This window comes from Wolbachia endosymbiont (group B) of Philonthus cognatus, from assembly GCF_947179345.1.
GTDB lineage: Bacteria > Pseudomonadota > Alphaproteobacteria > Rickettsiales > Anaplasmataceae > Wolbachia.
In genome coordinates this window covers 35,707-53,169 of the sequence record NZ_CAMXBG010000002.1, presented here as the reverse complement: position 1 = coordinate 53,169, position 17,463 = coordinate 35,707, and the positions used below count along the sequence as shown (strand labels likewise).

At 35.2% G+C, this 17,463-nt stretch carries 17 protein-coding genes and 2 pseudogenes; 16 read left to right on the top strand and 3 right to left on the bottom strand.

Features of this window, described 5'->3' with window-relative positions; genetic code table 11:
- Positions 1-44: 44 nt before the first annotated feature.
- Positions 45-1,265, bottom strand: a complete 1,221-nt coding sequence (locus tag ONG78_RS02110; RefSeq protein ID WP_253303060.1) for a DNA modification methylase — start codon at positions 1,263-1,265, stop codon at positions 45-47.
- Between the two features lie 103 nt (positions 1,266-1,368).
- Entirely contained in the window at positions 1,369-1,821 is a 453-nt protein-coding gene (locus ONG78_RS02105) for a crossover junction endodeoxyribonuclease RuvC (protein WP_226079873.1), read from the bottom strand.
- Between the two features lie 590 nt (positions 1,822-2,411).
- Between ONG78_RS02105 and ONG78_RS02100 the strand changes: the two genes are divergently transcribed.
- From ONG78_RS02100 to ONG78_RS02060, 9 genes and pseudogenes are all read left to right on the top strand, one after another.
- Positions 2,412-2,900 (top strand): sigma-70 family RNA polymerase sigma factor, encoded by a 489-nt coding sequence (locus ONG78_RS02100; protein ID WP_226079814.1) that lies wholly within the window; start codon positions 2,412-2,414, stop codon positions 2,898-2,900.
- A 100-nt stretch (positions 2,901-3,000) separates the two neighbouring features.
- A complete protein-coding gene (locus ONG78_RS02095) occupies positions 3,001-3,822 on the top strand; it encodes an ATP-binding protein (RefSeq protein ID WP_264376933.1) in 822 nt (273 codons plus the stop codon).
- Between the two features lie 11 nt (positions 3,823-3,833).
- The gene (locus tag ONG78_RS02090; RefSeq protein WP_226079816.1) at positions 3,834-4,622 is read left to right on the top strand and encodes an AAA family ATPase; all 789 of its coding nucleotides are present in this window, start codon (positions 3,834-3,836) and stop codon (positions 4,620-4,622) included.
- Positions 4,623-4,659: 37 nt separating this feature from the next.
- Complete coding sequence (locus ONG78_RS02085; protein WP_264375362.1) at positions 4,660-5,160, top strand: hypothetical protein; 501 nt, start codon at positions 4,660-4,662, stop codon at positions 5,158-5,160.
- Positions 5,157-6,395, top strand: a complete 1,239-nt coding sequence (locus ONG78_RS02080; RefSeq protein WP_264377565.1) for an AAA family ATPase — start codon at positions 5,157-5,159, stop codon at positions 6,393-6,395. Before ONG78_RS02085 ends, ONG78_RS02080 begins: the two co-directional genes overlap by 4 nt.
- Positions 6,396-6,412: 17 nt before the next feature.
- Entirely contained in the window at positions 6,413-8,461 is a 2,049-nt protein-coding gene (locus ONG78_RS02075) for an AAA family ATPase (RefSeq protein WP_226079819.1), read from the top strand.
- Positions 8,462-8,551: 90 nt separating this feature from the next.
- Entirely contained in the window at positions 8,552-9,235 is a 684-nt protein-coding gene (locus tag ONG78_RS02070) for a hypothetical protein (RefSeq protein WP_108784542.1), read from the top strand.
- 15 nt (positions 9,236-9,250) lie between these two features.
- Positions 9,251-11,197 (top strand): DUF4815 domain-containing protein, encoded by a 1,947-nt coding sequence (locus tag ONG78_RS02065; RefSeq protein WP_264377564.1) that lies wholly within the window; start codon positions 9,251-9,253, stop codon positions 11,195-11,197.
- A gap of 20 nt (positions 11,198-11,217) precedes the next feature.
- A pseudogene (locus ONG78_RS02060) lies at positions 11,218-11,670 on the top strand (hypothetical protein); the annotation flags it as partial.
- Here the strand turns inward: ONG78_RS02060 and ONG78_RS02055 are convergent.
- Positions 11,670-12,542 carry an IS982 family transposase gene (locus ONG78_RS02055; protein WP_019236992.1) on the bottom strand — a complete coding sequence of 291 codons (873 nt, stop codon included), beginning with the start codon at positions 12,540-12,542 and terminating at the stop codon, positions 11,670-11,672. The pseudogene ONG78_RS02060 and the gene ONG78_RS02055 overlap by 1 nt on opposite strands.
- Positions 12,543-12,614: 72 nt before the next feature.
- Here ONG78_RS02055 and ONG78_RS02050 point away from each other — a divergent pair.
- The 7 genes and pseudogenes from ONG78_RS02050 to ONG78_RS02020 form a co-directional block, all read left to right on the top strand.
- Positions 12,615-13,379: pseudogene (locus ONG78_RS02050) on the top strand (hypothetical protein); the annotation flags it as partial.
- A 4-nt stretch (positions 13,380-13,383) separates the two neighbouring features.
- A complete protein-coding gene (locus ONG78_RS02045) occupies positions 13,384-13,587 on the top strand; it encodes a hypothetical protein (RefSeq protein WP_108784583.1) in 204 nt (67 codons plus the stop codon).
- Positions 13,584-14,855 (top strand): hypothetical protein, encoded by a 1,272-nt coding sequence (locus ONG78_RS02040; RefSeq protein WP_264376936.1) that lies wholly within the window; start codon positions 13,584-13,586, stop codon positions 14,853-14,855. Before ONG78_RS02045 ends, ONG78_RS02040 begins: the two co-directional genes overlap by 4 nt.
- 6 nt (positions 14,856-14,861) lie before the next feature.
- Positions 14,862-15,419, top strand: a complete 558-nt coding sequence (locus tag ONG78_RS02035) for a hypothetical protein (protein ID WP_264376937.1) — start codon at positions 14,862-14,864, stop codon at positions 15,417-15,419.
- Positions 15,416-16,591 (top strand): phage tail sheath subtilisin-like domain-containing protein, encoded by a 1,176-nt coding sequence (locus ONG78_RS02030; protein WP_264377563.1) that lies wholly within the window; start codon positions 15,416-15,418, stop codon positions 16,589-16,591. Before ONG78_RS02035 ends, ONG78_RS02030 begins: the two co-directional genes overlap by 4 nt.
- 11 nt (positions 16,592-16,602) lie before the next feature.
- On the top strand, positions 16,603-17,109 hold the full coding sequence (locus ONG78_RS02025; RefSeq protein ID WP_108783961.1) for a phage major tail tube protein: 507 nt from the start codon (positions 16,603-16,605) through the stop codon (positions 17,107-17,109).
- Between the two features lie 88 nt (positions 17,110-17,197).
- Positions 17,198-17,455, top strand: coding sequence for a phage tail assembly protein (locus tag ONG78_RS02020; protein ID WP_108783960.1), 258 nt, complete (start codon positions 17,198-17,200; stop codon positions 17,453-17,455).
- Positions 17,456-17,463: the final 8 nt, after the last annotated feature.

The following is a 17,463-nucleotide window of genomic DNA, read 5'->3' as shown; positions in this document are numbered from 1 at the left end:
AGGCTTACTAAATTTCTGTTTGCGTTATCTTTTCCACTTTTTTCTTACTGTTTTTCTTCTTGAATCTCTGAAAAAGTTTTACCAGCACCAGAAAGAATTGCTTCCCTACCTGTGTACACTTGCCAACGTTTTATGGTTACATCTACAAATTTTGAATCTAGCTCTATTGTCCTACAAATTCTTCCTGTTCTCTCACATGCAATCAGTGTACTTCCAGAACCGCTAAATGGATCAAGTACTATGTCTCCTGATCTGCTGCTGTTTACTATTGCTCTCTCCATTAGCTCTACTGGCTTCATTGTTGGGTGCAGTGAGTTATGTATTGGCTTATCATAAAACCACAGATCACTTTGATTTCTACCGCCATGCCACTCACGTTTATTGCCGCTTTTCCATCCATAAAGCATTGCTTCGTATTGTCTTTGATAATCTGATCTTCCTAGCGTAAAGTGATTCTTCGCCCAAATGATAAAAGTTGACCATTTTCCTCCCGCTTCCTCAAATGCTTTTTGCAACGTTGAAAACTCTGATGATGATGCACAGATGTAAATTGCACCTTTAGTATATGCTAAAATATGAGTACAAATATCATAGAGAAAAAGCTCATACTTTTCACCTTGATTATCGTTTAGTATCTTTTTATCCTCTCTTTCTTGACTGCTACCATAATCAACGTTATATGGAGGATCACAAACAGTAATGTCTGCCATTTTATCATCTAACAGCGCTTTATATGATTCAACTACAGAGCTATCACCACAATAGATTCGATGATCACCTAAAATCCATAGATCACCTGGTTTTGTTATTTCTACCTTTTTGTCATCACCAACCAAGTCAGAAAAATCTTCTTTTTCACTATCTAAATCATCAAGGAAATGTTGAACTTTTTCTAATTCAAATCCAGTCATTTTAAGATCAAACTGTAAATCTTCTAACTCTTGAATTTCTACTTTCAAAAGCTCATCATCCCACTTTGCCCAATTAGCTGATTGATTTGCCAGTAATCGAAAAGCTTTAGTTTGTGGTTCATTTAAATTATCACTTAAGACCACTGGTATACTTTCCATACCAAGTTTTCTTGCTGCTTTAAGTCTTAAATGACCATCAACCACAGTGCCATCACTTTTTGCAACTATTGGTATACGAAAGCCAAATTCTCGAATAGAAGCACACATTCTGTTGACCACATCGTCATTTTTACGTGGGTTACGCTCATATTCAACTAGGTTTCGAGTAGGATAGTAGTGGATTGCTAAATTCATATCTTAATAATTAAAAAGTTAATATTTAAAATATATCTGACGCTAGAGAAGGCCTGGGGTCGAACCCACCAAACCCGCCATTATGGCCGAAAGGACCCACTTTTTATGGGTTTTTTGTCTTATTAATATCTTTACTAATATAGAACATTAATGCCAAAGCATCGGCCTCATTATCATCTCTAGGTGAAAAACTTTTTTCACGTATCGCTTCAATAACTTCACTCTTACTTGCATTGCCTTTGCCTGTTATAAAGCGTTTTATAGTTTTAACATTAACACCTTGGTAGGGAATATTGTTCTCTTCACACCAAGCAGACAGAACTGCGAGAAAACCGCCATAGCAATGCGCTGCATCAGTTCCTAGATGTCTTCTTACTTCCTCAAAATACACTGCAGTGAACTCATGTTTCAAAGAATTAAGCCAATTGTGAAAACTTAAAAAACACATTCCACCTCCACTGAAACGGCTACCATGAAAGCTTTTGCTTCCACTTTCAATTACTCCATCTGTTAGAATTGCCCAGCCCGTTTGTTTGCCAAGATCTAATGTTAAAATCGACGTACAAAAACTCCTTTGTGTAATTAAAGTTCAATGCCCTGTATAATATATATGTACAATGACTCGCAAATTCGTCCGCAATTTTGAAAAAAAATTAAAAAAAATTTTCATATTCCTTTTCCTACCATTTAAGTTTTTACTTATCTCAATAGCTATTTTACATAACTTATATTACACCAATATTTATATTATTATATTATCATATATTATATTTTACCTTTATTTAAATATATATATAATATATATAAGACTTCAGTAATCCGTAAGTCCTCTTCACTGGCCGATTTTAGCCACTTAACTTTAGAAACGGCTTTTAGGAATAGAACATAAAAAAGACAATATTATCAATAATTTAACGATTACTGCTTTCTGAAATACTAATTAGTAATTCAGAAATTAGGTACGAAATTGGTAGTTTTTTACCTATGAAAAAGTAGCTTCAGCAGTGTATCAAAACGTTTAAATCTTATTTTAACTTTTAAAGATTTTATTCTTTTAGATAAAAAAATTATTACTACTTTTTTATAATAAATTAGTCATACAAGATCTTGGTAAAAATCTCTATTCATGAAACTTTTGGAGTTTTTATGAAGAATTCTTATCAAGGAATCGATTCTACAATTGTTAAACATGTGAGATTTCAAGCTTCGCGCCTTAAATCCAAAAGCTGTTTTATTAACGAAAGTCTCGAAGATATAGAACAAGAGCTTTTTTGTCAGGTTTGGCAATATCTTAACCAGCACGATGAGAAAAGAAGTAGTTTTAGTACTTTCGTTGCTAGATTAGCTAATTATTGTGCTCGCAATATGTTACGCAATCAGTTGTGTCTAAAACGTAATATAACTTTTGATGATATAAACGACGATATTCCAGATCATAGGAACTCGGAAATCGAAGCGATAATTCGCACTGATATAAATAATATAATTTCAACTTTGTCTGAAAAAGATAGTAATTTATGTCAATTACTTAAGGTATTTACTATTACTGAAGTTTCTGTAATAACCAAAATACCAAAGACAACTATCTATCGCACACTAGAACGAATACGCAATAAATTCTCAGTTTTAGAGTAAGTTATAAGCTCTCGATTATATTTGCTCAAAATTTTTTTTTGCAAATTGCGGACGAATTGCCTAGGTCATCGTACATATATATTTAGGTACTGGGAGAAAAATGAAAATAATGAACAGCAATGAACGGCTAAAAGTTCAAACAGGTATAAAAATGGTCATCTTTGGTCCTTATGGTATAGGTAAAACTAGTCTCTTAAAGACCATAAATGAACCAACACTTTGTCTTGATTTTGAGGCAGGTTTACTTGCTGTTCAAGATTGGCAAGGGGATTCTGTAAGTATTCGTACTTGGAATGAGGCAAGAGATATTGCATGTCTCATAGGTGGTCCTAATCCTGCGTTAAAATCTGACTCAGCATATAGCCAAAGACACTATGAGCATGTATCCAGTAAATACAAAGAGCTTGCTTCGGAGTTTCTCAAGTATCGATGTGTTTTTATCGATAGTATTACAGTAGCCTCGCGTTTATGTCTTTTATGGGCAAAAATGCAACCTGAAGCTTTTTCTGAAAGATCAGGAAAACAAGATATGAGAGCTGCTTACGGGTTACTTGCTCAAGAAATGATGGCTTGGCTCAATCAGTTTCAACATATTCCAAATAAAGACATCATTACAGTTGGAACTCTTGGACAATACCTCGATGATTTCAATCGCTCAACTTGGCTACCTCAATGTGAAGGAGCTAAAACTGCAAGTGAAATTCCAGGTATTGTTGATGAGGTAATCAGTATGGTTGGAATCAAGAAAGATGATAGTACAGAGGTTCGTTCATTTGTCTGTCAGACGATTAATTCTTGGGGATATCCTGCTAAAGATCGAAGTGGTTGCCTTAATATGGTTGAAGAACCGCATCTAGGAAAACTTCTTACAAAAATTAAAACTAAAGCTTTTGCAATTCAACCTGTCACGCCCAACATATAGGAGGTTATTATATGCTACAAAACTTTTTAACTATTGGTCAAAAAATTCCTTTTTTCAGTGTGAAAGAATACTTGGACGATCGATCGCCAATACCAGAGGATATAATCTCACCAAGAATTCTAACTAAAAGAGGTTTGTTAGTATTTGGTGGCCCTCCTAAGATTGGCAAAAGCGACTTTTTGATCTCTTGGCTTGTTTACATGGCTGCTGGTAGATCATTTCTCGGTATGACACCAAATAGACCTTTGAAAATCTTCTACATGCAAACTGAAATTGAATATGAATATATGAAAGAACGTTTGCAACAACTTGATAATGAACTTTTGAATGTAGCTGCTAACAACTTAATCATTACGCCAAAAGTGCACTTATCATTTAATCATGATGAAATAAGTGAAATTAAGGAGATTGTAAATGAACGCTTTAAACCTGATGTTTTGGCCATAGATCCATTACGTAACATCTTTAGCAGTGAATATGGAAATGAAAATGACAATAGTGCTATGCTGTTTTTTCTGCAAAAGACTCTTGAAAAGCTACGCAGTGCTGTCAATCCAGATGCTTGTATTGTACTTACTCATCATACAAAAAAATTATCAAAAAAGATGCTCGAAGAAGATCCATTCCAAGGCCTAAGTGGTGCTGGATCTTTACGTGGATTTTACAGTACTGGTATGGTGATGTTTGCTCATGATGAAGAAAGTAGTGTACGCCAGATAGTATTTGAGCTTCGTAATGGTGAACGCGTGCAAAATAAACTTGTCGATAAGATAAATGGTCATTGGCAGCTAATGGAATAGCTAATTTTCACTTTAAAGTCAACTTATAGGAGAGCGTATGCTACAAGATTTTTTAACTGATTTTAATAACGCGAAACTGCAAAGCAGTTTAATACCAAAAGGTACAATAGTCAAGGTAAAAATGGCAATAAAGCCTGGAGGTTATGAAAATTGGTTCACTAAAAACTACACTACTGGCAGTATCTATTTAAATGTAGAATTTACCGTCACTGAAGGCCCATATGCAAAACGCAAGATTTTTCAGATTATAGGTATCAAAAATGGCAAAGCAGAAGGTGAAGAAGACATCTGGGGAGAATCTGGACGTTCTATGCTGCGTAGTATTTTGGAATCATCCAGAAATATTCATGCAAATGACACTTCAGAGAAAGCAGTTACCGCTAGAAGAATAAACTCTATAGCTGATTTCAACGATTTAGAGTTTACAGTAAAAGTAGGCGTTGAAACTAATAATACATACGGAGATAGAAATAGGATTACTACAGTTATTACTCCAGAATTACAAAAAAGTTTTCAAGATGATTGGTTGCCATTTTGAAGTATGACGAAGGAAAGTTGTGGGCTGCTGTTATTACTAGAGCTATTCAGGATGCAGCAGGAAAAAACCCTAAACTTAAAAAAGAGGCTTGTCAATGGATTCGCTCACGATCTTTTGAAACTGTTTGTGAGCTGGCTAATCTTGACTTTAAACGTCTAAAAAATATGTTGAACAAATTTGGAATAAACAAGGAGAATTTTATGGATTTTTCATCTAAAAATGCTTTGAAAATAAAATCATTATTAATTAATAACATCAAAGATTGTTTATCTTATTTGTTACCTGAAGGCAAATCTTACCAAGATAAATTCTATATTGGCAGTAGAAATGGAAATAAGATAATAGTTGAAATGGAAGGAGAAAATGCAGGAAATTGGTACAACCTGATCGAAGAAAAGAAAGGAAATATAATAGACCTTTGGACTTTAGTTAAAGGTAATATAGATTCTGCTGAAACATGGTTGAACGGTAAAGATGAAAGAAGTTCCATATTACAAGAAAAACAAAACGAAGAAAAAGCATTTTCTGTAAACCATTACTTAAACGATAAATCACCAATGCCAAAAGATATAATAGGCCCAAGAATTTTGACACCAGGTGGTCTTTTGGTCATAGGTGGTACTCCAAAGATTGGCAAAAGTCATTTTCTTCTTTCTCTATTAGTACATCTGGCAGCAGGAAGATCATTTCTTGGCATGAAGCCTACAAGACCACTAAAAATATTCTATCTACAAAACGAAATGGAATATGATTACATTAGAGAACGTATACAACAACTCAACAAACTTCCTCATTTAGCAACAGAAAACTTAGTTGTGACGAACAAGATGAATTTGACCTTAAATGAAGAAGGTATAGAAAAAATAAAAAATATGGTAGAGGAAAAGTTTGATTTAGTTGTGATTGATTCTCCTTATAATTCCGTTAACTATGGTCTGCAGCATGCAATAGAAAAACTACGTTCCAAGATTAATCCTATGGCTGGAATAATCATCACAAATCACACCAAAAAAGTATCTACCTCTACATTGGAAAAGAATCCATTTCAAGCTCTCGTTGGTGCTAACGCTTTAAGAAGTTTTTATACATCTGGAATAGTAATATTTCAACCCAATAAACGTACAAATATCTTACAAGTAGTATATGAACTTAGAAACGGTAGATCTATACCAACAAAATTCATCAATAAGATTAATGGATGTTGGAAAACTGCTAACGTTATAGCTAGAACATAAAAATTCTTCAGGTAGGTATGGATATTTATTGTTCACAAAGAAATGGACATTATAAATTATTAGGGAAGAAAGAACAGTTAAGAACTCAACTCCTATCAAATATAAGGTCATGTCTTTCTTATTTACTGCCAAGAGGAACTTTTCGTGGTGATAAGTTCTATGTAGGTGATCTACAAGGCAATAAAGGACAAAGTATGATAGTGGAGTTAACTGGCAGTAAAGCCGGATTATGGCATGATTTTTCTACCGAAGAAGGAGGAGATATTTTTGATCTTTGGGCTGCTGTTACTGGAAAAAATCAATTTACTGATACGATAGAAGATATTGCTAAGTGGATTGGTTATTCGGAAAAAAATAACACTCTGGGGCAACCAACGGCATCATGGAACTATTACGATGAAAGTGACCAAGTGATTGTTACAGTTTATCGTTATAACACTGATTCAGGAAAAAGATATCTTCCTTTTGATGTAAAAAGGTCTAGTTTTACTCTACCAGAGACCAGGCCTTTATATAATATTCCAGGTATCATGAAATCTGATAAGGTGATTTTAGTTGAAGGTGAAAAGTGTGCAGATGCTCTGATAGAGCAAGGTATGACTGCCACAACTGCAATGTTAGGAGCAAATGCACCAATAGAAAAAACAGACTGGTCACCACTTAAGGGTAAGCATGTTATTATTTGGCCAGACAATGATGAGCCAGGTAAACAATATGCTGAGAAAGTTGTGAAAAAGCTTACTTTTCTTGGTGTTTTATCACTTACTCTTCTTGAAATACCGGAGAATAAACCAAAAGGATGGGATTCAGCTGATGGTATAGAAGAAAAGATGAATATTCCTGAATTCATTGAAAATAACTCGAAAAAAATCATCGTTAAGCAATTTCTTAATATTCAAGAATGGAGTGTGGAACGTTTTATAGGTCCAGTACCAGAGCAAAAGTTTCTTGTTGAAGGGTTATTTCCTTTAGGAGTGACATCTATTCTAGCTGCAATGGGAGATACTGGTAAAGGTATGCTTCTGCTTGATTTAGCACTGAAAGTTGCGAGTAGAAAAGATCAGCCATGTGGTTTTGGTCCTTTAGTTACTGAACATGGATCTGTGGTAATTTTCTCAGCAGAAGATGATATGAGTGAAATACATCGTCGTTTAGAGCGTCTTGATTCGCAATGCGAAAGATTAAAATATAAAGATAGGCTCTTTATTGTACCATTACCAAATGTTAGTGGATCACTTACAATCATAAAGAGTGTTTCAGGTAAAGTTATAGAGACTTCTCCTGAATTTGAATCGATAACAAAACAACTTAATAAAATAAAAGACTTAAAATTAATCGTATTTGATCCACTTGCATCATTCGTGCATGCTGATTTAAATACTGACCCAGCCGTAGGCGATTATTTGATGTCTTTATTATCTGATTTAGCAGGTAGCACTGGAGCATCAATAATTACTGCCCATCATATGAGAAAGCCAAAAAGTGAAAAACCTATATCGACTGTTGAGCAAGCACGTGATGCCATTAGAGGTACATCTGCTCTTGTTAATGGTGTTAGGTGTTCATACGCTTTTTGGTCTGTGGAAGATACAGCTAAACTGACAATTTTTAAATCAATAGGAGAATCTGTAAGACAGAACGCATTATTTTATGGAGCAATTGTTAAAGCAAACGGTTTGGCTGATCGCACTTTACGCACTTATTTAAGAAATGAAGAAACAGGATTGTTAGAGGACATAACTGAAAGATTAAGAATAAAAAATATGAACGAAAAAGATTCAAAGCAGCATCTTATAACTGCAATTACACGAGCAGCAATTTCTGGACATCCATTTACCCATACAGGAAGTACAGGAGTGTATAAACAGCGGCATAGACTACCTGAGGAGTTTCACAGTATAGGAAGAGATAGAATGGAGCGTATAGTTCAAGAGCTGTTACAAGCACGGAAGCTGGTTAAGGGAATGGCTACTGGTTCAAAAGAAGATAAATGGCTTGACATTCCTAGCGGACCATTTGCTCGTGGTGTTGGAAAGTTTAGCTGTGGAGCTGAGCTATTCTCCTAAAAAATTTTTCTGATATAAAAAAATATTTTGATTTTTGCGGACGAATTTTGAAGTCATCGTACATATATAATATAGGAGACTTAATTAAAAATGTCAATTCTCACACAGTCAGGAAGAGCAGCAATAGCAGCAAGTATAAAAGAGCAGTCTCTACATCTTGCCTGGGGCAGTGGTGACTCAAATTGGGAAAGTAGCCATCAGGTCGAAAAAGTTTTTGTTGAGGGTGAAATAGCTCTAGATCACCACACTATTAAAGATGTAAGGGTTTTTACAGGACAAATAATTTATCAGCCAAGTATAGACTATACAGTTGATAGCAGTACTGGTGTAATAAAACTTACGGAAAATAGCTCTATCACGGCAAATAGTGCAGTTACTGTAGAATATACTCAAAGCACACCACCTGAACCTATAAATTCTATAAAGCTCTTGAATGAACTTGGCAGACGTACTGCAGATGAGGTTCTCTTTTGCACAGGTGATGAGAATGGAGAGCTTTTGACTCCAACAGGGAGGTTTAGGTCCTCAAATGTACCAACCAATAATTTGTACCTTAAATTTACTTTCGATTTCACGGATGCAGCAAATCAAGTGATAAGGGAACTAGGAGTTATGGTTGGTACAAGGGTAAAAGAAAAATTGCCTCCTGGACAAAGGTATTTTGAACCACAAGATATAGAAGACCCAGGGATCTTATTAGTTTTAGAACATACAGTACCGCTCATTAGGACTTCAGCAACCAGGGAAACTTTTTCGTTTGTAGTGACATTTTAGAAAAAGAGAAAAAAGATGACCTTAAATAGCTATTATAACCGCTTTAATCCTGACAAAGAATACGAAAAAAGCTTGTTTCTAGCAGGAAGAGGTCTACAGTCAGCAGAATTAAACGAGACGCAAGAATATGCTCTCTCTAAGCTTAAAGGCATAGGCGATGCAATATTTCGTGATGGCGATGTTATAACAGGAAGCAATTGTATTATAGATAGAGAAACTGGTAAAGTTACACTTGAGTCAGGAAAAATCTATCTTCGTGGAGCGGTGAGAAAAGTAGAGGCAAAAGAGTTTGTTATTCCACTGAGTACCACAGTGCGTATAGGTGTTTATTACGTAGAATCTACCATTACAGAACTTGAGGACGAAAATCTTCGTGATCCTGCAGTTGGTACAAGAAACTATCAGGAAGTAGGAGCTGCAAGGCTTAAAGTTTCCATCATTTGGGGATACCAAGTAGAAAGTGTTACTGTTAACTCTACAAATGGCGAATTTTACCCAATTTACAACATTGAAAATGGAGTATTAATAGAACACTCACCGCCACCACAAGCAAATATAGTAACTACAGCTCTTGCTCGTTATGACAAAGAGGCAAATGGTTCCTACGTTGTAAATGGCCTTGAAGTGATGTTCCTACACAAAGAAGAAAAGGGAGAAGAAGGGGTAAAAAAAGGTAAAAAAGAAATATTTGTGATTAATGAGGGCAAAGCTCATGTTGATGGCTATGAGATTGAGTTACCTCACAGTATTCGCATTTCTTTTGATGAAGATCCAGATATAAAATCAGTTGAATCAGAGCCACATACTTTTCAGCCAAATAGCCAAAGAGTAATGGAACTGAAGGTTAATGATTTTCCAATAAGTGAAATTAAAAAAGTAGATATAACTGTTCAGAAAACTATTACTGTTACTCACGGTTCATATTCTGGAGCTATTGATCCGATACCTGACTCTGCAGTACTTGAGATTATTCAAGTTAAACAAGGCAATGTTATTTATGAAAATAGTATAGATTACAAATTAAACGCAGGAAACGTTGATTGGTCATTACCAGGTAAAGAACCAGCTCCTGGAAGTAGTTATCAAATAACTTACCGCTGTCGTACTCATGTAAGCCCTGAAGATATAAGTGAACAGGGATGCAAAGTAAAAGAAGCAGTTGATAACAGCTTGGTTCTGATTGATTACACCTGGAAAATGCCACGCTATGATTTAATTACTATCGATAGCAAAGGAGTGGTAAGAAGAATAAAAGGAATTTCCCACTCTTGGCGACCATCGATGCCTAAAGCTCCCTCTGGACAACTTTTGCTCTGCTACATTCATCAGACGTGGAAAAAAGGCGAAGGGGTAAAAATAGTGAATAATGCTATTCATGCTGTACCGATGAATGAGCTTGAAGCAATGAAAAAAGGAATAAATGATCTTTATGCTCTTGTTGCACAGGAACGTCTACGTAGTGATGCAAATTCAAGAGAGCCAACCACGAAAAAAGGAGTATTTGTTGATTCGTTTTTTGACGATGATATGCGTGATCAAGGAGTTTCACAGTCTGCAGCAATAGTAAATAAGGAACTAATTTTACCAATAGATGTAACTATTGCTGATATTGATGGGGAAGAAAAAACTTATTTGTTGCCGTATGAACTTGAACCGGTACTGGAGCAGCTTTTACAGACTAAAGGAGAAAAGATTAATCCATATCAAGCTTTTGATCCAGTCCCGGCACAAATTACTCTAAATAAAAACATTGACCACTGGACGGAGGTTACCACGAATTGGAAAAGTCCAGTAACAAGAGTATTTAATGTTAAAGAAACAACAGAGCTGCTGTCAAGCACCTCATACGAAACTGAATTTATGCGAGAAGCAACTCAAAATTTTGAGATTGAAGGTTTTGCAACTGGTGAAAAGCTTAAGGAATTAAAGTTTGATGGAATTTTTATTCAACCTAAAGCATAGAAAATATTTGAAAGAAAAACATGATCGCAACATTTATTGCTGATAACAGAGGAAAAATAAAAGGAAGATTTACTGTACCAAGAAACATTCCTGCTGGGACTAAGTTAGTGCAGTTCTTCGGTGATAAAGGCAGTTATGGAGAAGCAACTTATACTGGTAAAAAAACAATTACCATAGAGGAAAGAAGAAGAGTTATCGCAGCAAGAAGAGTTGATCCTTTAGCGCAAACATTTACTCTAAATGAAAGTAGGCACATAGGAGGCGTGGAACTATGGTTTGTAAATAAAGGCAAAAAACGTGTTGTTGTGCAGATTAGAGAAACAGCAGTGGGAGTGCCCTCGCAAACTGTCATTGCTGAAAGCTATATTGAGCCAAAAGATATAAAGATAGATGGCACAGCAACACGTATAGAGTGGTCACCAGTGTTTTGCCATGCAGGAGAGGAGTATGCAATAGTAACGCTAACTATGGATTAGCCGACAAAGAAAGAATTGGAAATGGAAGGTTTTTTACGTTGTAAAGAGTATGAAATGAGTGTAGAAAAAATATGAACCAGAAAGTTAAAAGGAGATCGGTGGCGAGTGTGTTCAATTTCTAATCTATTTTTTAGGTAACCAAAAACTGTTTCAATAATAGATCTTTTCCTCAGAAAAATCTTCTCATTTAGAGAGATTAATGCGTTTTTCATCCCTTTTTTTATCTTGGTAACAAGCTTTAAATTTCTATCAAGTAATTGTAGAAACAGACCTTTTTGGATATAACCTTTATCTCCAAATAATAAACCCGTTAGTTTTTTAGTCAGATCCGGAACTGGCTTTCTATCATCAACGTTACCTTTGGTTAGCGTAACACCTTGAATTTCGCCTATTTCATTGATTACTACATGTAATTTAAAACCAAAAAACCAGCCATAAGTGCTTTTGCTTAATTTTGCAATTCCAGTAAAAACTTTATTTTTAGATATTCTTTTTGCATGACAGACCGTGATAGGAGTTGAATCAATGTAGGAAATACCTGTATTTTTTGCCTGCTCACATAACCATTGTAGCAGCATTGCTAAATACCATAAAACTCGAGGTTTTAGCGCAATAAATCTATCATAAGAAGGTAGTCTAGAAAAGTCTGACTTATGCAGCAACTGTAAGTAACATATGTAAAATGATTTAAAGTTTTCATATCTAGATTGCTGATATAACAGAATTATTGTTATAATTTCGGAATGCGTTATTTCTGGCACTCTTGTAGGTTTTTTACCATTGGATAATAATCTACCTGCAAAATTTTTGTCTATTATTTTACAATAATCATCTACAAAACAGAATAATTCTGTTACATTCTTATTCACTGGGTAACCTCCTATTATCTCTAAAATACTGGAGTTTACCCTCTTTTCTTATTCTCTTCTAATCCATAGTTAGCGTTAGTACTACTTACTGATGATGCAGATACTGCAGTAAAAATAGCAGAACTTGGCAAATATGATGCAGTAAATAGCCGTTGGGTAACGAGTCAGCCATATCAAGTAGGAGTATTACTCTCATCTAGCAACGCAAGTACTTGGACTCCACATCAGAACTTAGATTTAACGTTTCGGCTTTTGGCTGCAAAATTTAGCGAAGTTTCTCACATTATTGATCTTGGCAAGGTTACTGCAAATAACGTATCAGATTTAATTGTTTTGACGAACGTCGAAAAAGTAGCATTTGATACCAATGTAGAATTTATTTTAACAGATGAAGAAGGAAAAGAAAATTTTTTGTCTGATAATTTGCCGCTCGCACTGCGTGAAAGAATAAATGGGGAATTAACGGTAAAAGCAAGCCTAAAAGGAGGGCGAGAAAAAAGTCCAGTTCTTTATCCTGGGTTACAGTTAGTTATGGGTAATCTTTCAGAGTTCGGAGATTATGTTACAAGAAGCATTACAGCAGGAGCTAACACTAAGATTACCATAACATATGATGCGCTGATACCTGGCACTGCAGATGTTAAAGCATATGTGCAAAAAAATGTGGATTGGCAATTAGTAAATTTAACATCAGGAAAACCAATTGGAGAAAATTGGGTAGAGAGAACTCATGTGCTGACAAACTTTAATGGCAATGAGACAAGGATAAAATTAGTTTTAAGTGGAACGGTTGTCTATCGGCCAAAGGTAAAAAACTTGCGGATTGTTATAACGTAAAAAAATGCCAAATAATGAAACGAGGCGCGGATATCCTTTACCACATCCAGAGAATATTGCTGTGCAAGATGTGGTACGTATTCGCAAAGCGGTAGAAAAAATAGATGAAGATATGAGTGAGAGGGAAAGTAAACATAACGATCTTCAAAAAGCATTTGAACGACTGAATTTTGAGAATTTTTTGAATTTTTGGAGTAATAACAGATGACTATCGCCAAAGAAGTAGTTTATGCATTGCATCAGAGACTGAAAGATCTATCTGTAAATGCTACCCCTGATCAACTCGCATATCTCGCAAAATCTCTAGAGTCTATTGCTGGGCAAAGTACAGTACTTGATATTGTACAGATGACTGACATAAAATTAAAAGAACTTCTTGACAGTAGCACAAGTCATTTAAATAAATTAGATAGTAGTAAAAACAATGCATTAGCAGCAATCTCTGAATTAGAAGGAAAGTCATTAAAGAAAATAGATGAAAAAGGAATTACAAATTTATCACTACTTGATAGCAGAAAAGATTCACATGTTGCCACCATCAATAATGCCGGAGATCTAAATAGCATAAGAAACACATTAAATAGCCTTAAAGCCATAAGCGATATACCAACTGGTTCATCAGTTATGAAAGAAATAAAAACTAGAGAAGACCAATTAAAAATCCTTACAACTAAATTTAACTCGATTAATGATGTGCCAAATGGGTCATCAATTATAAAAGAGATAAGAAAGCGCAATATGGTTGAACCTGAATCATTACCTTTTCTGTTTGGCATTCTTAATCGATATAATGACTATGGTTGGTCTGATGATAATGGCTATTTCAAAACAGAATTAGGGCAGTGGTATAAAGATACAGCAAAAACCGACTATATGCTGCAACTCCTTGCAGGTAGTAATACTTATGATTGTACGTATTCTAGTTTTTATCATCCACCACAGTTGTACTTCTTACAAGGAAGTAACGGTAAATTTCTGTACAGAAAAGCATTTTTACGTCGTAGTCACAGCTCAGATCAATACAGTTACCCATATGCACTACTTGGAGTAATATTTGTAAAAAACACTACAAACAGCGATAAAACACGAACGCTTCATTTTAGTGGTTCATCACGTTGGAGTTCAGGATATGAAGGAGCAGGGTTATTCGTAGGAACACCTAGTCACGTTAATACTAATAAATCGGCAATCTCAGGAATAACTTGGACAAATATTTACAACTACTCAACTAATTCTGCAGTATTTAGTAGTTCAAATAATATTACTGTGCCAGCAAATAAGACAGTAGCAATTTTATTTTACGCATCGCCATATTTTTACACATCTGATTATCACCATTACAGTTGGTTTATGAGGTGGAGTATTTATAACTTTCGGAGCAATTTTTTAACTACAGGGCTTGAGATAGATGTAGAGAGAACGCTAAGGGCTTGGCAATGTCCAGGATTATCTAACACGCATGAGATTTGGAGGTAACAAACAATGTCTATCTACATTAGATTTGAAAATGATAAACAAGTAGAAACAACAATACTTGAAAGCAAGCCAAAAGGTAAAAATTGGTATGAAGCGCCAAAAGATTTTGATTGGCAAAAAAGCTATTGTTTAACAGAAGGAGGAGAAATTGCTCAGCGGAATCAAGAAGATATTGAATTGGAGTTATTGCAAAATGCGAAATTTTCTGCACTTTCTAATCTTCGTGCTTATTATGATAACTATACTAACCAATACACAGGACATTCTCACCAGAAGTCTAAGTCGTATGCGATACAAGCGAAAGCCGCAAAAAGCATTCTAGCAGCACCAGAATCTATAGATGAAAAGGATAAAGAAATTATAGAACCTTTAGCAAAAGTCCGTGGTATTACAGTTATCGAAATGGCAAGGATAATCGAGGAAAAAGTGAAAAAAGCAGTAAAAGCGATAGTGAAATGCGAGGAGTTGGAAGACATGGCGAAGAGGAAAATTGAAGAAGCTAAAAGTGAAGTAGAGCTACAGGCTTTGCTCAATGATTTTAAACAAAGAATGCAAAAAAAATGACAGAGCAATTTTTACATGGTGTAAATGTTATTGAGGTAACCTCAGGGGCCAAGGTAGTACGCACAGCTAAATCATCAGTGATAGGTGTAATTGGTACTGCACCTGAAGCAGATGGGCAAAAATTTCCACTGAATAAGCCAGTACTGATAGCAGGAAGCTTAAAAGAAGCGGTAAAACTTGGCAAAAAGGGGACTCTTTTTTCAGCAGTAAATGGAGTATTTTCCCAAATTGGTGCAACAGTAGTAGTTATTCGAGTTGAAGAAAGTGATCCAAAATTAAAAGAAAAAGAGACGCTGAAGAATATAATTGGCGGTGTTGATGAGGAAACCGGAGAATATCAGGGAATTGAGGCATTTCTCAGCAGTGAAAGCATAGTTCATGTTGCGCCAAGAATATTAATTGCACCTCAGTTTACTCACCAACTACCAGAAGATGGCAAAAATCCAGTGGTTGCAGCATTAATTCCTATAGCAGAAAAGCTGAGAAGCATAATAGTAGCAGATGGACCAAATACTAATGATGAAGAAGCAATAAAATGGAGAAAAAGTGTAGGCAGCTCAAGAGTTTACGTGGTTGACCCATGGATTAAGTTATTTATTGAAGGAAAAGAAGAAATCTTGCCATCGAGTCCATTTGTAGCTGGTTTAATAGCTAAGATAGACAGCGAGCAAGGCTTCTGGCACTCACCTTCAAATAAAGAAATAAACGGTATTGTTGGAACAAGCAGGCCTATTGATTTTACTCTCGGTAATACAAATTGCAGAGCAAACCACTTAAATGAAAATGAAGTAACAACGATAATTCATCAAAATGGCTATAGGCTTTGGGGAAATAGAACATGTTCAAATGACTCAAAATGGGCTTTTTTGTCAGTGAGAAGGACTGCAGATTTAATTAATGATAGTTTACTTCGAGCTCATCTCTGGGCAGTTGATCGAAATATCACCAAAACTTATATAGATGATGTAATTGAGGGGGTGAATTCTTATCTTGCAAGTTTAAAAGCACAAGGAGCAATTATTAGCGGAAAATGTTATACAACACCAGAGCTCAATACACCGGCAAATATTGCAAGCGGGAAAGTATATTTTGATTTCGAATTTACACCACCATATCCGGCTGAGCAAATAATATTCAGGTCTCATCTTGTAAATAATAGTATAATAAGTTAGGAGCAAGTAAAGTGTTACCGAAAATACTGAGAAATTTTAACGTATTTGTTGATGGTCGTGGTTATGCAGGGAAAATTGATGAAATAACCTTGCCGAAGCTTACCATAAAAACTGAAGAATACAGAGCTGGTGGTATGGATATTCCAGTAAATATTGATATGGGCATGGAAAAGCTTGAAGCAGATTTCACTTTTGCTGAATACGATACAGAGCTCTTTCGGCTATTTGGGTTGATAAATGGAAATTCAGTAGCTTTGATGCTCCGTGGTGGAATGCAAGGTAGTGGAAGTAATGATATTGAAGCAGTAATAATCAATTTAAGAGGCATTTTTAAAGAATTTGATTTTGGTAACTGGAAACCTGCTGAAAAAGCAACGCTGAAGTGTACTGTAGCTGCTCATTACTATAAACTTACCATAGGTGGCAATGAGCTGATAGAGATCGATGCTGAAAATATGATAAGAAAGATAAATGGCGTTGATCAAATGGCCTTGCTGCAAACGGTTTTAGGAATATGAAAACTTATTTGAAATTTTATTTTTTAAGGAGAAGCATATTAAAATAACTTTAAAAGTGTAAAAATATTTTATTTTTTAGGAGAATTTTATGAAAACTATAACACTAAACAACCCAATTACAGTTGATGGAATTTCTGTCTCAGAATTTACCGTTAGACGTCCAAAAGTTAGGGATTATCTTGCCATAGATCGTCTAAATGGTAGTGATTTAAGTAAAGAAGTCACTCTGACAGCGAACTTAACATCAGTGGCAAAAGAATCAATTGAGGAGTTAGATATTGCTGATTATGTTAAAGTACAAGAGGTGCTCAAGGATTTTTTTTCACCAGTTATTCAAAGAACTTGAGGTCAGAA